This window comes from Marinobacter sp. UBA3604, from assembly GCF_002375325.1.
Taxonomy (GTDB): domain Bacteria; phylum Pseudomonadota; class Gammaproteobacteria; order Pseudomonadales; family Oleiphilaceae; genus Marinobacter; species Marinobacter salarius.
Genome location: NZ_DFMB01000054.1, coordinates 19,796 through 34,911, shown reverse-complemented (window position 1 = coordinate 34,911; position 15,116 = coordinate 19,796). Strand labels below are relative to the sequence as shown.

Here is a 15,116-nt window from a genome sequence, read left to right as displayed (position 1 = left end):
GCGATAATACCAATCGGGTATCGACCCGAATGTAGGAACATCCTACGCTGTTTGGGTGCCGAAAATCCCGGCACAGGTCTCAGGATGAGGAACCAGATGAGAAGGCACCCGGGTTGGGTTAAACTCCGGGTGAGACATAATAACAACGACAAAATGGCGAGACCTTACATGAGCTACGACATTTCCTCCCTGCGCAAGTTTGTGTCCCCCGAGATCATCTTTGGTGCCGGCTCACGCAAGGCAGTAGCCAACTTCGCCAGTAACTTTGGTGCTCGACATGTGTTCCTGGTATCTGACCCTGGCGTGGAGAAAGCCGGCTGGGTTGCGGAAATCATGGATATCCTGGTGGCAGCGGGTCTCCGTGTCACGGTATTTACCGGCGTCTCAGCCAATCCGAAAGTGGACGAAGTCATGGCCGGGGCTGAATTGTATAAGTCCAGCCAATGTGACGTGATTGTCGCCATCGGCGGCGGCAGCCCCATGGACTGCGCCAAGGGTATCGGCATTGTCAGTGCCCATGGCCGGAACATTCTTGATTTTGAGGGTGTGGACACCATTACTTCGCCCTCGCCCCCGATGATCCTGATTCCCACCACGGCGGGGACATCCGCCGATGTCTCCCAGTTCGCGATCATTTCCGACCCCAGCCGGCGCTTCAAGTTCTCCATCATTAGCAAGGCGGTGGTGCCGGATGTGTCGCTGATCGACCCGGAAGTGACGGAAACCATGGACGCCTACCTGACGGCCTGTACCGGGGTGGACGCCATGGTGCACGCCATTGAAGCCTATGTCTCCACTGGTAGCGGGCCGCTGACGGACACCAACGCCCTGGAAGCCATCCGGCTGATCAACCGCCATCTGGAGCCGCTGGTACTGAACACCGCCAATGTGCACCTTCGAGAGCAGATCATGCTGGCGTCCATGCAGGCCGGCCTGGCGTTTTCCAATGCCATCCTGGGGGCGGTGCATGCCATGTCCCATAGTCTGGGCGGGTACCTTGATTTGCCCCACGGACTTTGCAACGCCTTGCTGCTGGAACACGTTGTGGCCTACAACTACACCTCGGCCGAGGATCGATTCCGGCGGGTGGCGGAGGCCATGGATATCGACACCCGCGGCATGTCGAAACCGGTGATCAAACAGCGCCTGATGGGGCGAATCATCACGTTGAAACAGGCCGTGGGGCTGGAGGCCAAACTTGGCAAACTGGGCGTGACCACATCTGACATCCCTTACCTGTCGGGCTTCGCGCTGCAGGACCCATGCATCCTGACCAATCCCCGCAAGTCCTCACGCCGTGACGTCGAAGTTGTTTATGAAGAAGCCCTCTGATTCCAACGACGCTGACTACGACATCGGCGATCTGCTCGGCCTTGGCAGCCAGTCGGTACGCAAGAATTACTACCCGGCACTGCAGCAACGGATCGATGAACTGGAAAACGAGCGCAACCGCTACAAATGGCTTTTTGAAAACGCCCTTCATGGCATCTTCCAGGCCAATCTCCGCGGTGGCTTTGTGGCCGTCAATCCGGCCATGGCGCGGATTTGCGGCTACGACAGCGCCGAGGCCTTGGTGGCCGGGGTTATCCGCTTGCGCGAACAGCTATTCTGCAGTTCTGGTGAGTTTGATGCCATCCGGCAGGAGTTGCTGGACAACGGCAGCCTCAGTGCAAGGGAAACCCGGCTCAGACGCGCGGACAATACGCCAGTGCAGGTGGCAATCACGTTGTTGCGGCGGCCAGACCTCGGTCCGGAAGTGGTGGAGGCCTTTGTCGCCGATATCACCGAGCGCCACCAGGCGCGAGAAAAGTTGCGCCAGCTCAACGCGGATCTGGAACGCCGTGTGGAGGAGCGCACCGAAGAGCTGCAGAACGCCAACGTGGTGCTACGTTACCAGATCGAGCAGCGCGAACGGGTGGAGCGGGAGTTGGTGGTGGCTGTAGAGGCCGCCAAGGAGGCCAGTGAGAGCAAAGACAAGTACCTCGCGGCGGCCAGTCATGATTTACTGCAACCCCTGAATGCGGCCAGGTTACTGGTGTCCGCCCTGATGGACAGCGATCTGCCTGCGGACGAGAATCGACTTGTTCAGCGTGTGCAGCGGTCTTTGGAAAGTGCCGAGGATCTGCTGGCGGATCTTCTGGATATATCCAAACTGGACCAGAAGGCCATGCGACCGGACTTTGTCCATGCCGACATTGGCGAACTGATGCGGGGACTCGCCCAGGAATTCGAACCGGTGGCTGAGAACGCGGAACTGCACTTCCGGGTACGCTCAGGCGCAGGTTACGTGCGTACTGACCCGCGAATGCTGACACGGATCCTCCGTAACCTGTTGAGCAACGCGTTTCGCTACACCCGTGAAGGTGGCGTGCTGTTTGCGGCCCGCAAGCGTGGTCCCAACCTGGAAATCGGGGTGTGGGATACGGGCGTGGGTATCGAGCAGGAAAAGCTGGAGGATATCTTCCGGGAGTTTCATCAGATACTGCCCAAGGGCGGTGGCCGCCAGGGGGTGGGCCTGGGATTGGCGATCGTTGAGCGAATGGCGAGGGTATTGGCCTGCGACATCCGTGTGGATTCACGTCATGGCAAGGGTTCCTGCTTTAGTGTTCTCATTCCCCTGGCCCGCTTCACAGAAGCGTCCGCCAGCGGCCAGAAATCGGAGCCTTTAGCGATTGCGCCCGCGTTCTTCGACGGGCTGCGTGTTCTGGTGATCGACAACGAAGAGCCAGTACAGGAAAGTATGCGGGCCCTGCTGGAACGCTGGGGTTGTATAGTTGCCACAGCAGGCAGCGCGGCGGATGCCGTGGCGCATTGCAGTGGCACTGATATCATCCTCGCCGATTTCCACCTGGATGAGAACCTGACGGGTTGTCAGGCGGTGTACGCGGTTCGGCGTCACTTTGGTCGTGATATACCGGCCGCCATCATTACCGCTGATCGCAGCGATGAAACGCGCCGGCTCATCAGTGCACAGTATCTGCCTGTGCTCAACAAGCCGGTCAAGCCCAACCGCCTTCGGGCGTTGGTATCCAGTCTTGCCACATCCCTGAACTCAGAATCGCAATGACGGTCTACACTTTATTCTGTCAATGTTCGTTTTGTCAGGAGAGTGTGCCATGTCCGTTCCGGAAAACGCCCTTACCAATCACGAAGTGACTGTTTGCCTGTCTGGCGGTGCCGTCCTCGGGCCCTTCAACGCCACCTGGTCGAGGGACGAGGGAGGAGACGTGCGCGAGCTGGTGCGGGAGTATGACGGTTTCCTTCAGGGGGAGAAGCAACATCGCTTCAAGTTTCACCTTCACGACACCTATACCAATACGGTTCATACCCTGATCCTGAATTTTGATCAGGTTACCGGCATTTGCGACCATGTCAGACTGAAGTCACCGCCAAACGGGTGAGCCCCAATGCCTGTGAACAGAGGAGGATGTCATGACGAATTTCAGGACTGAAAAAGACAGCCTGGGCGAAGTACGCGTTCCTGAAGACGCTCTTTGGGGCGCACAGACCCAGAGGGCTATCGAAAATTTTCCGGTAAGCGGCCAGCCAATGCCACCGGCGTTCATTGCGGCAGTGGTAAGAGTGAAGCAGGCCGCCGCCGATGCCAACGCCAGCCTCGGTTTACTGGATAACGATCTGCGGGACGCGATTGTTGCGGCCGGTGACCGCCTGGTAAACGGTGAATTCGCTGACCAGTTCCCCATTGATCGTTATCAGACCGGGTCTGGCACCAGCACTAACATGAATGTGAACGAGGTCATCGCCGCCCTGGCGGCGCAGGAGGATGTTGAGATTCACCCCAACGATCACGTCAACATGAGCCAGAGCTCCAACGACGTGATCCCGACCGCCATCCATGTCAGTGCCGTGGCGGGTATATACGAGCGTCTGATTCCCGCGTTGACCCACCTGTGTGGGGTGATCTATGAGCGTGAGGCGTTGTTCGCGAATCAGGTCAAGACCGGCCGTACTCACCTGATGGACGCCATGCCGGTCACCCTGGGCCAGGAGCTGAGAACCTGGCGGGAGCAATTGCTCGCCGCGGAAAGACGGCTTGAGGCGGCCGCCGATGATCTGCTGGCGGTGCCCCAGGGTGGCACGGCCGTGGGAACCGGGGTGAATGCGCTGGAAGAGTTTCCTGGGCAGTTCGTTAAGTTCCTCACCTCCAATACGGGTTACCACTTCCGCTCCCTGGAGCATAAATTCGTGGGGCAGAGTGCTATCGATGCGCCCGTAGCTCTGTCGTCCCAGTTGCGGGGGCTGGCCATCGTACTGACCAAGATCGCCAACGACCTGCGCTGGATGAATAGTGGGCCGATTCACGGTCTGGCGGAAATCAGCCTGCCGGCGTTGCAGCCTGGCAGCAGCATCATGCCAGGTAAGGTCAACCCGGTGATTCCCGAGTCGGTGGCCATGGTCGGGGCCCAGGTCATGGGGCTGGACAGCACCGTTGCGATGGCAGGGCAGTCGGGTAACTTCCAGTTGAATGTGATGTTACCGCTGGTTGGTGCCAATCTATTGGACATGATCGAACTGCTGACCAACGCCTCAACCATGCTCGGAGATAAGGCGATTCGGGATTTCACGGTGAATACCGATCATCTGGACGCCGCAGTCGGCAAGAACCCGGTACTGGTTACCGCACTCAACCCCGAAATTGGTTATAGCCTGGCGTCTGATATTGCCAAGGAAGCCTACCAGACCGGACGACCGGTGATTGACGTGGCGGAAGAGCGCAGTGGCCTGGATCGCAACCGGCTGGAGGAACTGATGGACCCGCTGAAGCTGACCAAAGGCGGGCTTGCCTGATAGTAAGTAACCGCCGAAAGGGCGGCCCTGACGGAGACTGAGCCGATTGCTGATTTCTATCGAGCTCTTCGTGATGCTGGTGCTGGCAAATGGCGTACCGGTTCTGGCCGCCCGGCTGTTTGGCCGGCGCTGGTCGGCGCCTGTTGATGGTGACAGGCTATGGCGGGACGGGCGGCCGGTGTTGGGGCGCAGCAAAACCTGGCGCGGTATCGTATCCGGTGCGCTAGCGTGTTGCCTGTTTGCGTGGATCACCGGGATAGGTGTCATATTCGGCCTGGCGTTCGGGTTACTGGGGTTGGCTGGCGATATCATCAGCAGTTTCATCAAGCGTCGTGCCGGGCTCGCCTCCAGTGCCCGGGCCTCAGGGCTCGACCAGATCCCCGAAGCCTTGCTGCCGATGCTTCTGGCATGGCTTTGGCTGGACCTGGGCTGGTTTATTGTGGCGGTTGTCGTGGTGCTGTTTACGCTGTCGAATATCCTGCTGTCGCCCGTACTGTACCGCCTGGGTATACGCCATCAGCCGCACTGAGCTCAAGCTTTAGCCGGGGCCCCTTGTCAGGGTGTGTATTGTTACCTCTGGTGGGCAATTCAGCCGTACGTTGACCACCGATGTGCCCGCGCCTGGTGAGGTATACCCCTGCATGCCGTTGCGGCGCCAGTAGCCGCGGCCGAGTTCTCTGGGGCAATCGGAATCCAGGGTCACGGGGATGCCACCGGGCAGGCAGATTTGGCCACCGTGGGTATGGCCGCATAGGAAGATGTCGTAGCCCGCATGGGCAGCCTCGCGCCAGATCTCCGGCGTGTGGCTCAGTAATACGCTGATGCCACCCGGGGGGATCTCGTCTCCTGCTCGGTGTAGGTTGTGTACCTTGTAGAAATGGGCATCGTCCACACCTGCCACATAGAGTTTGTCCTCGCCACGCTGCAGTACGGCATGTTCATTCATCAGCAGGTGATAGCCCATGTCCTCAAGGCCAGGAACCATGCGTACGCTGTCGTGATTGCCCAGTACAGCGTAGGCTTTGCCGCGAATAGCGTCCCGCAGCCTGGCCATGCCATCCATGGCACCATCAATCGGGCCCCAGGTGAGGCGCCGGTAGTCCCCGGTGAGCACACACACATCGTACTCGAGGGGCTCGATTTGACGGATGACGGCCTGCAGGTTGGCTTCATCCATATCCACGTGAAGGTCGGTAAGGTGCAGTATGCGGAAGCCTTCGAAGGCCTGAGGCAGGCCAGGGATGTGGAACTGGTTGTGGGCGGTGTCCAGCCGGCGGCTGTTGTGCTGTCCCCGCCGGAACAAACCGGCCAGTTTCAGGCAAACACTGATGAAGCGTGGAGCGGAGGTGATGTTTTCCAGGTGGAACGAATGGCGGTCCGGGCCGAATACACGAGCTTCCGCTTCCCGCTCAATGCCCAGGCGCTGGCGCGCGTGTACCGGGCCAAGGCGGAGGCTCAGGCGATACTCCAGGAGGTCATCCTGATTGTCTGGTGTATGGGCCCGGGCGGTCATTGCTGGTCCTGTTGGTTGTTGGAAACGTTACCTGTCACGATCCGGTCAACCCGTCCCTTCATTATGGTCTGGACTGGGAGTGATGCAACCGAAGCGTCATAATGTTCATCTTTCTTAACACACGTTGCCACGATCAGAGTGTTCCATGACCAAGGATAGCTTCACCAGGGAGACGTATGCCGGGGCCCTGCCAGCCTGGCACATTTTTCTATTATTTCTGCGTTTGGGCCTGACGTCTTTCGGTGGTCCGGCGGCCCATCTGGGATTCTTCCATGACGAATTCGTAAAGCGCCGGCGTTGGTTGTCGGACGCGGCCTATGGCGAGGTGGTGGCACTGTGCCAGCTGTTACCCGGCCCTGCTTCCAGCCAGGTGGGATTGACCCTGGGGTTCCTTCAGCGCGGCTATCGAGGCGCAGCAGCGGCCTGGCTTGGCTTTACCCTGCCGTCGGCATTGTTGATGACGCTGTTTGCACTCGGCCTTGGCCTCTGGCCGGATGCCGGGCAGGGTGGCTGGATAACCGGCCTTAAGCTATTTGTGGTCGCCGTGGTTGCCCAGGCGGTTTGGCAGATGGGCAAAACCCTGTGCCCGGATGCTCCGCGCCTTTCGATTGCCGTGGTGGTCGCGGTTGTTCTGTTGATGGCGGGCGCAGCCTGGATGCAGATACTTGTCCTGCTCGCAGCCGGTGCTGTAGGTGCTGCAATGCAACTGCCGCAAAAGCGTGTGGAAGAGTCATTGACCATACCGGTTCAGACCCAGCGGCCTATGATATTCCTGGTGGCATTTTCAGTGCTGCTGTTGATGGCATTCGTTCCCCTGGCTACCGGCTCCCTGGCCTGGATCTGGTCTGAGCTCTATCGCGCGGGTGCCCTGGTGTTCGGGGGTGGTCATGTGGTGTTGCCCTGGCTGCAGGAGGGGTTTGTGGCGCCCGGACACCTGTCGGCGGATACCTTCCTGGCCGGTTACGGCGTCGCACAGGCCATGCCCGGACCACTCTTCACTTTCTCAGCGTTTTTGGGCGGTGTCGAGAGTGGGTGGACCGGTGCTGCCGTGGCTGTGGTCGCTGTTTTTCTGCCGGGAACCCTGCTGGTATTTGCCGGTCTACCCCTGTGGTCATACATTCGCAGCCATTCGGTTGCACGGGCGGCCCTGGCTGGGGTGAATGCCGGCGTTGTCGGGCTTCTGCTGGCGGCGCTGTATGATCCGGTGTGGACCTCTGCCGTACACAATGCAGGGAGCGTTGCGTTTGTCCTGCTGGCCTGGGTTTCCCTGTCGATATGGAAAGTACCGGTCTGGATACTGGCACCCGGCAGTGCGCTGGTGGGCTTGCTGGTTTTCTGATGCCCCCAAAGTGGGGGTAGCTAAAACCAACCAGGGAGGCCACACTTGGACATTGGGAAACTAAATGAACGGTAATAATCCAGAAGCAGAGGCTGATTATGTCCACATCCTGCACGATTCCGGGCTTGAACGTACCGAAAAGCCGCTTTCCGGAGCCTGAAAGCGATTTGCCAACCGGCGATAACCGCGAGCAAAGGGTTGTGCTTGGGGGTGGCTGTTTCTGGTGTGTGGAAGCCGTTTTTCTGGCGGTGAACGGTGTCAGCCGGGTGGAATCCGGCTATGCCGGGGGCACAGCGGAAACCGCCAACTATGAGGCGGTGTGCGGCGGCCAGACCGGCCACGCCGAAGTGGTCGATGTTCATTACGACCCGCAGACCGTCAGCTTCGGGGATATCCTGAAGGTGTTTTTCTCGGTGGCCCACGACCCAACCCAGCTTAACCGGCAGGGAAACGACCGTGGTACCCAGTACCGTTCCGCCGTTTTTTACGAGAATGACGAACAGAAACAGGTGGCGGAAGCCTACATTCGCCAACTGAACTCGGCGGGCGTTTATGATAATCCTCTGGTGACAACCCTGGAGCCGTTGGAGGCTTTTTATCCGGCGGAAGACTATCACCAGAATTTTGCCGCACGGAATCCATACCAGCCCTACATCACGGCTGTTGCGGCACCAAAGATTGAAAAGCTTGTGGACACGTTCGGTGACCAGCTCAAGCCCGGTTACACCGACAACAACATTGCCTGAGGAGGCTGCTATGAGCGTTTCTGCTGCAGGTTATGACCTGACCCCGCTGACACCACAACAAGTGGACGAAAAGGCCGCGGGCCTGACGGACGAGGAGCGCCGCGTGTTGCTGGATCATGGCACCGAGCGGCCATTTTGCGGCACCTTGCTGGACAACAAGAACGCAGGTGCCTATTACTGCCGGTTGTGCGAGTTGCCGCTGTTCAGTTCCGATTCCAAGTTCGATTCCGGTACCGGTTGGCCGAGCTTTTTCCAGCCTTTTGACACCGACCACATCCGTTACATTGAAGACAACAGCATGGGCATGGCTCGCACGGAGATCCGTTGCCCGCGTTGTGACAGCCACCTTGGGCACGTGTTTCCGGATGGCCCGCCGCCAACCGGCCAGCGTTACTGCCTGAATTCAGTGGCGATGGTGTTCAGGGAGAACCAGACCTGACCGGCCTGGTTAGCGGATGACTGTCGACACCAGATAGCTGGTGTAGCAAACGTACACCAGCAATAACAGCACGCCGTCCGGTCGCCCGATGGTCCGGGACTTACCCGTCAGCCCAAAGCTCATCAGCAGAAGCCCGATGGTGAGGGCTGTCATCAGGGTCCAGTCGCGGTAAAGCACTTCCATATCCACGGCCAGGGGCTCAATGGTCGCAGCCAGGCCAACCACGGCCAGAGTGTTGAAAATACCAGACCCCACAATGTTGCCGAGTATCAGGTCGTGTTCGTTTTTCTTGACGGCCGCCAACGCAGAAGCCAGTTCCGGCAGAGAGGTGCCGATGGCAACGATTGTCAGCCCGATGATCAGGTCACTGACGCCGAGGCTCTGGGCAATAAACACCGCGCCCCAGACCAGCATGCGCGAGCTCACCAGCAAAAGCACCAAGCCTACCACCAGCCACATCACGGCTATTTTCAGCGGCATCGGGTGGGCAACCAGCTCGGAGTCGGTCTCGCCGATCAGTGAGTCCCCCTTGCCCTGGATGCCTTGATAGATGGACCAGCCCATGACGGCTGCGAACACACCAAGCAGTACCCAGCCATCGAGCCGGGTCAGGTTGCCATCAATCAACTGGTAACCGGCGATGGCCGTCAGTACCAGTAGTAGCGGGAGTTCCTTGCGTATTACCTGGGAGTGCACGGCAATTGGTGCAATCACCGCAGTCACACCAACGATCACGGCGATGTTGGTGATGTTCGAACCGTAAGCGTTGCCCAGGGCCAACCCGGGATTGCCATCGAGTGCGGCCATGGCTGACACTGCCAGTTCAGGCGCAGAGGTGCCGAATCCGATAATCACCATACCAATCAGCAGCGATGGCATACCGAGGTGTTTGGCGGTGGCTGCTGCGCCTTCAATGAAGCGGTCTGCGCTCCAGACCAGTAAAACCAGGCCAGCGATGATTGCTGCGATTGCCCATAGCATAAAGGATGCCCTGTTGGTGTAAGCCGCACGGTATGAGACTAAAGTGGCGGTGATATCGTTGAGCACAGACGCGAGAATGTAACAAAGAGCGCCCGGCGAGCGCATTTTAAACGTTTGACCTACACACGGCCACCGTTGGTAAATAAATCAGGACGTTGGCCCTTGTCAGATATGTTGGCGCGACCAGCCCCAGGCGGGCCCGACCACGAGTCAGTTGATATTCGCAATTTATTATCCGATCAAAAAACGGGATAATCGCGCCACAATTTCCAAGCCCCTCTGCTGATCGTGGGCGGGCAACAGGCTTTAAACTAGCTAGGGTGATAACCAATGGCCGTTAGACAGGCAGATGTGGTGCTGGTCGGCGGGGGCGTCATGAGCGCCACCCTCGGCATGATGCTCAGGCAGCTTGATCCTTCCCTGGACATCGTCATGGTTGAACGTCTTGATCACGTCGCCCATGAAAGCACCGATGGATGGAACAATGCAGGGACCGGGCATGCCGGCTACTGCGAACTCAATTACACCCCCGAAACCGACGATGGCGATGTTGCTATCGAGCGGGCGTTGAAGATCAATGCCTCGTTCGAAGTATCGTTGCAGTTCTGGTCTCATCTGGTTGAGCAGGGGATGCTGCCGGAACCCAAAAGCTTCATCAACCGAACTCCTCACCAGAGCTTTGTATGGGGCGAGGATGGTGTGAAGTTCCTCAAGCGTCGCCACGAAAAGCTCAGCGCCCACCATTTGTTCCGGGAAATGGAGTACACCGAATCCCCGCGGGATCTGGAAGAGTGGATGCCGCTGGTGGTGAACAACCGCGACCCGATGCAGAGAGTGGCCGCCACGCGTATCAAGCACGGTTCAGACGTGGACTTTGGCTCTCTCACCCGCAGCATGGTGGAGTTCCTGGAAACCACGCCGAACTTTGAACTGATGTTAAGCAGCCCCGTGCATTACCTGGCCAAGCGCGACAATGGCCGCTGGAAGGTACGGGTGAAGAACCAGAAAACCGGAGAGCTGACGAAGCTTGAGGCTGGGTTTGTCTTCCTGGGCGCCGGTGGCGGCGCCTTGCCGATGTTGCAGAAGTCCAACATCGACGAATCCAAAGGCTACGGTGGTTTCCCGGTCAGCGGTCAGTGGCTGGTTTGCCAGAAGCCGGAAATCGTCCAGCAACATCACTCCAAGGTGTACGGAAAGGCGCCAATCGGCGCACCGCCGATGTCGGTTCCGCATCTGGATACCCGTATTATCAACGGTGAACCCGCGCTTCTATTCGGCCCGTTTGCTGGCTTCACCACACGGTTCCTCAAGCAGGGTTCGGTATTCGATCTGTTCGGATCGGTCCGCTCAGCGAATCTTCGTCCCATGTTGTCGGTGAGCCGCACCAACATGGACCTGACCCGCTACCTGATTGGTGAGGTATTCCAGTCTCACAGCGACCGCGTGGCTTCCCTGCGCAATTACTTCCCGGATGCCCGCGAAGAGGACTGGCGCCTGCAGGACGCCGGCCAGCGCGTGCAGATCATCAAGAAGTCGCCGGAAGGTGGCGGTAAGCTGGAATTCGGTACCGAAATTGTGGCGGCGAAGGACGGCACCCTGGCCGCTTTGCTGGGTGCATCGCCGGGGGCTTCGACGGCTGTCCAGGCCATGATCGATGTGATCCAACGTTGTTTCCCGGAACGTATGGAGTCTTCGGAATGGCAGGAACGCATGAAAGTGATGGTGCCTTCCTACGGTCAGTCGCTGGTAGACGATGAGCAATTACTCAATAGAGTGCGGGAACGAACGCTCTCAACCCTGAAATTGAGCTGATATTCCCAAACGATCTAACACTGGCGGAAGCGCTGGTAGTCCTGGCTTAAAAGCTGGGGCTGCCGGCGCTTTTTGTTTTCTGGGCGCCGGGCCCGGTTGCGATTTGCGCCTGAAACGTTAGGTTATAAGGAAACACCACCAAGGAGAACGAACATGAGCGAGCAAGAATTCGATCCGAATAAAGGCTATATCGCACTCCTGGGATGGAGCCTGAACGCGGTGGAAGCTGCCGATAAATTTGATCGACGATATGTGGTGGTTGCGCCGGATTGGGCGGAGGCTTACTGCAAGGAACATGATATTCCCTATGTACCTTGGAACTTCGAGCGCCTGAACGACCGGTCAGTTGAGATTGCTCAGACACTCAAAGAGATGGGCGTTAATGTGGCTATCCCATTGTTTGAGGAAACCGTGGAATGGGCCGGCGCTATCAACTCGGTTCTGATGGATCAGCCGAAGCTGTTCGGCCAGTCCATGTTGTTACGGGACAAGGCCCTGATGAAGCGCCGCGCGCAGCTGGGCGGCATTCGCGTTGGGATCTTCGAGGAAGCCCATGACCGAGACGACGTTATCCGTTTCCTCAAGCGCGTCAACCAGACCCTGTTGAAGTTGGACGGTGACCCCAACGATCCGATTCACCTCAAAGCATTCGACAAAGCCGGTTGTCTGGGCCACCGGGTGATTCGTACCCCGGACGAAGTGGACACCATTCCCGAGGAAGAATTCCCGGTGCTGATGGAATCCCATCTGGACGGTTGGGAATTTGCCGTCGAAGCCTGGATTCACAACGGCAAGATCGCATTCCTGAACATCTCGGAGTATGTGACCCTGGGTTACTCGGTGTTTGTGCCGGCCACGCCGGACCTGGAGAAGTACCGGGAACAGATCACCCGCGAGATCGAAAAGCTGATCAAAACGTTCGATATCGAGTTCGGGTTTATTCACCCAGAGTACTTCGTGACCAGCGACAGTACCATGTACTTCGGAGAGGTGGCGTATCGGCCGCCAGGCTTCAAGGTGTTCGAGCTGCTTGAGCGTGCCTACGGCTTTAACGCCTATCAGGCACTGATCATGACCTTTGACCCGAAAACCACGGCAGAAGAGGTAAAGGCGTTCTTCCCCAAAGAGGTGGTGGATGCCAAGGGCTATGCCGGCTGTTTCGGCGTTTATCCGCGCCGCCGGGTGGTCAGCCAATTGGAAATGCCGGAAGAGACCGAGAACCACGATTACTTCGAGTCCCACGAGCTCACGCCGCCGTTGGAAGAAACAGTTACCAAGCGTACTGCCTTTGGCACACATTGGGGCCTGGTTTACTTCTTCGGTGAAGACCCTTATGTAATGCGGGATTTACTGAAACATCAGGAAGAACTGGATTTCTATGTATAATTCCGTAAGGAATTAACAACAATGGGTCTGATTCAGACTCTGAGGAACACAGTTTGAGCAACTCCGACGCTGGAAACCCGGCACCTGTCGTCAATTTCGATAAGCTGGTTCAGCGACTGGACGATGCCATCGCGGCTCTCGATGAGAGCCGCGATTTTGCCAAACTTGGCAAGTTACCCCGGTTGTTCGACATCGTGCGACGGGTGCTTCTGCAGCCGGAGGGCTGCCTTGCAATTGAACAGCGAGCCGAACGGCTTGAGAAAGCCGGCGTGTTCCTGGGAACAGACTGGGCAGACCCCTCCATTCTATTGCCATCGTTGACCACCTTTTCCTTGCAAAGCCCACAGGCCGATACGGTCATCATCGAAGGGCTCAGCGAACTGCGTTTGCTGGCGGTCGCGCGCGGTGAATACCTGCATGAGTCGATGTCGGCGGAACAGGCGCATCACTACCTGACCCAGGTATTGGCCATCAACCTGAACATGCTGTTTGGTGAAGCAGGCGAAGCCGAGCGGGAGCAGGGCAAGCTGGCACTGGTCAGCCGCGCGGTGGTACAGCATGTTGCCACCCAGATCGGCTATGAGCATGTCATCGATCAACTGATTGAAGAGATCTGGCGCATATTGCAGCAACGACCGATCCAGGTCAGCAGCGTACGGCAGATGATTACCCAGATTGCACTGTGCCGCATTGATCCCAATGTGGATCTCGGTGGTGCGGGTCAGGGTGCGGAGCGTCTGATTTCGAGCCTTTACGGGCCAACACAGGCGTGCCGCGAAGATCCTGGCATTCCTGTTTACCAGGAACGGCTGCAGTCCATGGACGCCGTGGCCCTGCAAAGTGAGGCGACCGGTTTTGCCCGTTCCATGCACGACACCGGATTGGTGTCGCCGTATCACGCCACTTTTGTCCGCCACATCCTGGAGAGTCAGGATGCGCTATTAACTGAAGCCCTGGGCCTGTCCAGTACCGGCCGCGATTGCCTGCTCTGCTACAAGGATCTGGTGCATGAGTTGATCAATGAAGGCGTCTATCCGGAAACAGCCCAAGGTCTTTATGGCCTTGCGTTGATGCTGGAGCGAGGCATTCTCTATCAACCGCCACTTGCACCCGCGCTGTGGCGCCAGGCCAGGCTCTCCATCTGCCCGCACGCCCGGGAGCGTATCCGATTGGCATATGGTTACCAGCCACAGCCGAAGGCATGGCTGTTGCAGGGTGTGCTCAACATGCTGGGCCAGCCCCTTGGCGTGGGGCAGGGAAACAACCCTACCTGCCAATCTGCACGGGCGCTGTCCATGTGGGCCTACAACGATCCGGACTATCTGTTGCAGATGGTGGCCTGGGCCGCCCGCGACAACGAAATCATCATGCATTTCGAGGGTCGCCCGGTATCTTCCTCCGGCAGCCAGGGTGGCGTGGCCTCCGAAGTAACGCTCGACCTGGATCCGGTTTCGCTGGTGGTAGTACCGCACCTTGACCGGATTTATGCGGAAATGGGGCGCCTGTGTACGGACCGCCAGGGCGACCCCCACCAGTGGGTTAACCCCGAGTTCCATGGTTGGTCCGCCGGCCGTGGATTCCGCATAAACGTGGATGTTGCAACCGGTCACCTGGAAGACCTGGACACCTTCCTGCGACATTTCTATGCCAGCTACCACCCTTACTATAATGGCAACCAGCCGCTGATCCATCCGCAACCGGCTGGCGTAGCGGTTACCGACAGTGCCGCAAGATTCATCGGCTGGCACGCGATTACCATCCTCCGTGTGACTCTGGACCCGGAAGAGGTCATGCGGGTGTATTTCTTCAACCCCAACAACGACAGTGGTCAGAATTGGGGCGACGATGTGGTGGTCAGTACCTCCAGGAAAGGGGAGCGGTTCGGTGAGGCATCCTTGCCCTTTGAACAGTTCGCCTCGCGGCTGTACATTTTTCACTTCGACCCCCTTGAACGCGGTGAACCCGCAGACGTGGGCGAGGAGGAATTGGAGCGGGTGATCAGCCGCGTTCACCGCAGTTGGGGCCGAGACCGGTTGCCGGCTGAGGCATTGCAGGCCGAACCTCCGCAGGAAAAGTAGACCCAACCAAGCC

General features: G+C 58.4%; 13 protein-coding genes. 11 read left to right on the top strand and 2 right to left on the bottom strand.

The window, feature by feature from the left end; translation table 11 throughout:
* Positions 1-168 precede the first annotated feature (168 nt).
* The 5 genes from ercA to B2590_RS15975 are packed head-to-tail and all read left to right on the top strand — an operon-like array spanning position 169 to position 5,338.
* Positions 169-1,332 carry an alcohol dehydrogenase-like regulatory protein ErcA gene (ercA, locus tag B2590_RS15995; protein ID WP_286811132.1) on the top strand — a complete coding sequence of 388 codons (1,164 nt, stop codon included), beginning with the start codon at positions 169-171 and terminating at the stop codon, positions 1,330-1,332.
* Positions 1,316-3,067, top strand: coding sequence for a PAS domain-containing hybrid sensor histidine kinase/response regulator (locus B2590_RS15990; RefSeq protein WP_286811133.1), 1,752 nt, complete (start codon positions 1,316-1,318; stop codon positions 3,065-3,067). The genes ercA and B2590_RS15990 overlap by 17 nt, the downstream gene beginning before the upstream one ends.
* Before the next feature lie 49 nt (positions 3,068-3,116).
* Positions 3,117-3,401, top strand: coding sequence for a hypothetical protein (locus B2590_RS15985; protein ID WP_036206012.1), 285 nt, complete (start codon positions 3,117-3,119; stop codon positions 3,399-3,401).
* Between the two features lie 31 nt (positions 3,402-3,432).
* Complete coding sequence (locus tag B2590_RS15980; protein ID WP_075194300.1) at positions 3,433-4,809, top strand: class II fumarate hydratase; 1,377 nt, start codon at positions 3,433-3,435, stop codon at positions 4,807-4,809.
* Positions 4,810-4,855: 46 nt separating this feature from the next.
* The gene (locus tag B2590_RS15975; RefSeq protein WP_075194301.1) at positions 4,856-5,338 is read left to right on the top strand and encodes a CDP-archaeol synthase; all 483 of its coding nucleotides are present in this window, start codon (positions 4,856-4,858) and stop codon (positions 5,336-5,338) included.
* A 9-nt stretch (positions 5,339-5,347) separates the two neighbouring features.
* Here the strand turns inward: B2590_RS15975 and B2590_RS15970 are convergent, their stop codons facing one another.
* Positions 5,348-6,322, bottom strand: coding sequence for a metallophosphoesterase (locus B2590_RS15970; protein WP_136633744.1), 975 nt, complete (start codon positions 6,320-6,322; stop codon positions 5,348-5,350).
* A 145-nt stretch (positions 6,323-6,467) separates the two neighbouring features.
* Between B2590_RS15970 and chrA the strand changes: the two genes are divergently transcribed.
* The 3 genes from chrA (at position 6,468) to msrB (ending at position 8,846) form a co-directional block, all read left to right on the top strand.
* Positions 6,468-7,661 (top strand): chromate efflux transporter, encoded by a 1,194-nt coding sequence (gene chrA / locus B2590_RS15965; protein ID WP_286811134.1) that lies wholly within the window; start codon positions 6,468-6,470, stop codon positions 7,659-7,661.
* Positions 7,662-7,759: 98 nt separating this feature from the next.
* On the top strand, positions 7,760-8,407 hold the full coding sequence (gene msrA / locus B2590_RS15960; RefSeq protein ID WP_075194304.1) for a peptide-methionine (S)-S-oxide reductase MsrA: 648 nt from the start codon (positions 7,760-7,762) through the stop codon (positions 8,405-8,407).
* Positions 8,408-8,417: 10 nt separating this feature from the next.
* Positions 8,418-8,846, top strand: a complete 429-nt coding sequence (msrB, locus tag B2590_RS15955; protein ID WP_286811135.1) for a peptide-methionine (R)-S-oxide reductase MsrB — start codon at positions 8,418-8,420, stop codon at positions 8,844-8,846.
* 9 nt (positions 8,847-8,855) lie between these two features.
* Here the strand turns inward: msrB and B2590_RS15950 are convergent, their stop codons facing one another.
* Positions 8,856-9,827 (bottom strand): calcium/sodium antiporter, encoded by a 972-nt coding sequence (locus tag B2590_RS15950; protein WP_286811136.1) that lies wholly within the window; start codon positions 9,825-9,827, stop codon positions 8,856-8,858.
* Positions 9,828-10,157: 330 nt separating this feature from the next.
* On the opposite strand from B2590_RS15950, the gene mqo reads away from it, so the two are divergent.
* The 3 genes from mqo to B2590_RS15935 all read left to right on the top strand — a co-directional run bounded on the left by mqo (position 10,158) and on the right by B2590_RS15935 (position 15,103).
* Positions 10,158-11,639, top strand: coding sequence for a malate dehydrogenase (quinone) (mqo, locus tag B2590_RS15945; RefSeq protein ID WP_075194305.1), 1,482 nt, complete (start codon positions 10,158-10,160; stop codon positions 11,637-11,639).
* A gap of 153 nt (positions 11,640-11,792) precedes the next feature.
* Complete coding sequence (locus B2590_RS15940) at positions 11,793-13,025, top strand: ATP-grasp domain-containing protein (protein ID WP_007153140.1); 1,233 nt, start codon at positions 11,793-11,795, stop codon at positions 13,023-13,025.
* 53 nt (positions 13,026-13,078) lie between these two features.
* Positions 13,079-15,103, top strand: a complete 2,025-nt coding sequence (locus B2590_RS15935; protein ID WP_075194306.1) for a hypothetical protein — start codon at positions 13,079-13,081, stop codon at positions 15,101-15,103.
* The last annotated feature ends 13 nt before the right edge of the window (positions 15,104-15,116 follow it).

Bases quoted from the DNA above. Each gene is read 5' to 3' on its own strand.
- B2590_RS15950 (WP_286811136.1), bottom strand. From the start codon at position 9,827: ATGCTATGGGCAATCGCAGCAATCATCGCTGGCCTGGTTTTACTGGTC.
- msrB (WP_286811135.1), top strand. From the start codon at position 8,418: ATGAGCGTTTCTGCTGCAGGTTATGACCTGACCCCGCTGACACCACAA.
- chrA (WP_286811134.1), top strand. From the start codon at position 6,468: ATGACCAAGGATAGCTTCACCAGGGAGACGTATGCCGGGGCCCTGCCA.
- msrA (WP_075194304.1), top strand. From the start codon at position 7,760: ATGTCCACATCCTGCACGATTCCGGGCTTGAACGTACCGAAAAGCCGC.
- B2590_RS15985 (WP_036206012.1), top strand. From the start codon at position 3,117: ATGTCCGTTCCGGAAAACGCCCTTACCAATCACGAAGTGACTGTTTGC.
- B2590_RS15980 (WP_075194300.1), top strand. From the start codon at position 3,433: ATGACGAATTTCAGGACTGAAAAAGACAGCCTGGGCGAAGTACGCGTT.
- B2590_RS15970 (WP_136633744.1), bottom strand. From the start codon at position 6,322: ATGACCGCCCGGGCCCATACACCAGACAATCAGGATGACCTCCTGGAG.
- B2590_RS15990 (WP_286811133.1), top strand. From the start codon at position 1,316: ATGAAGAAGCCCTCTGATTCCAACGACGCTGACTACGACATCGGCGAT.
- mqo (WP_075194305.1), top strand. From the start codon at position 10,158: ATGGCCGTTAGACAGGCAGATGTGGTGCTGGTCGGCGGGGGCGTCATG.
- B2590_RS15940 (WP_007153140.1), top strand. From the start codon at position 11,793: ATGAGCGAGCAAGAATTCGATCCGAATAAAGGCTATATCGCACTCCTG.
- ercA (WP_286811132.1), top strand. From the start codon at position 169: ATGAGCTACGACATTTCCTCCCTGCGCAAGTTTGTGTCCCCCGAGATC.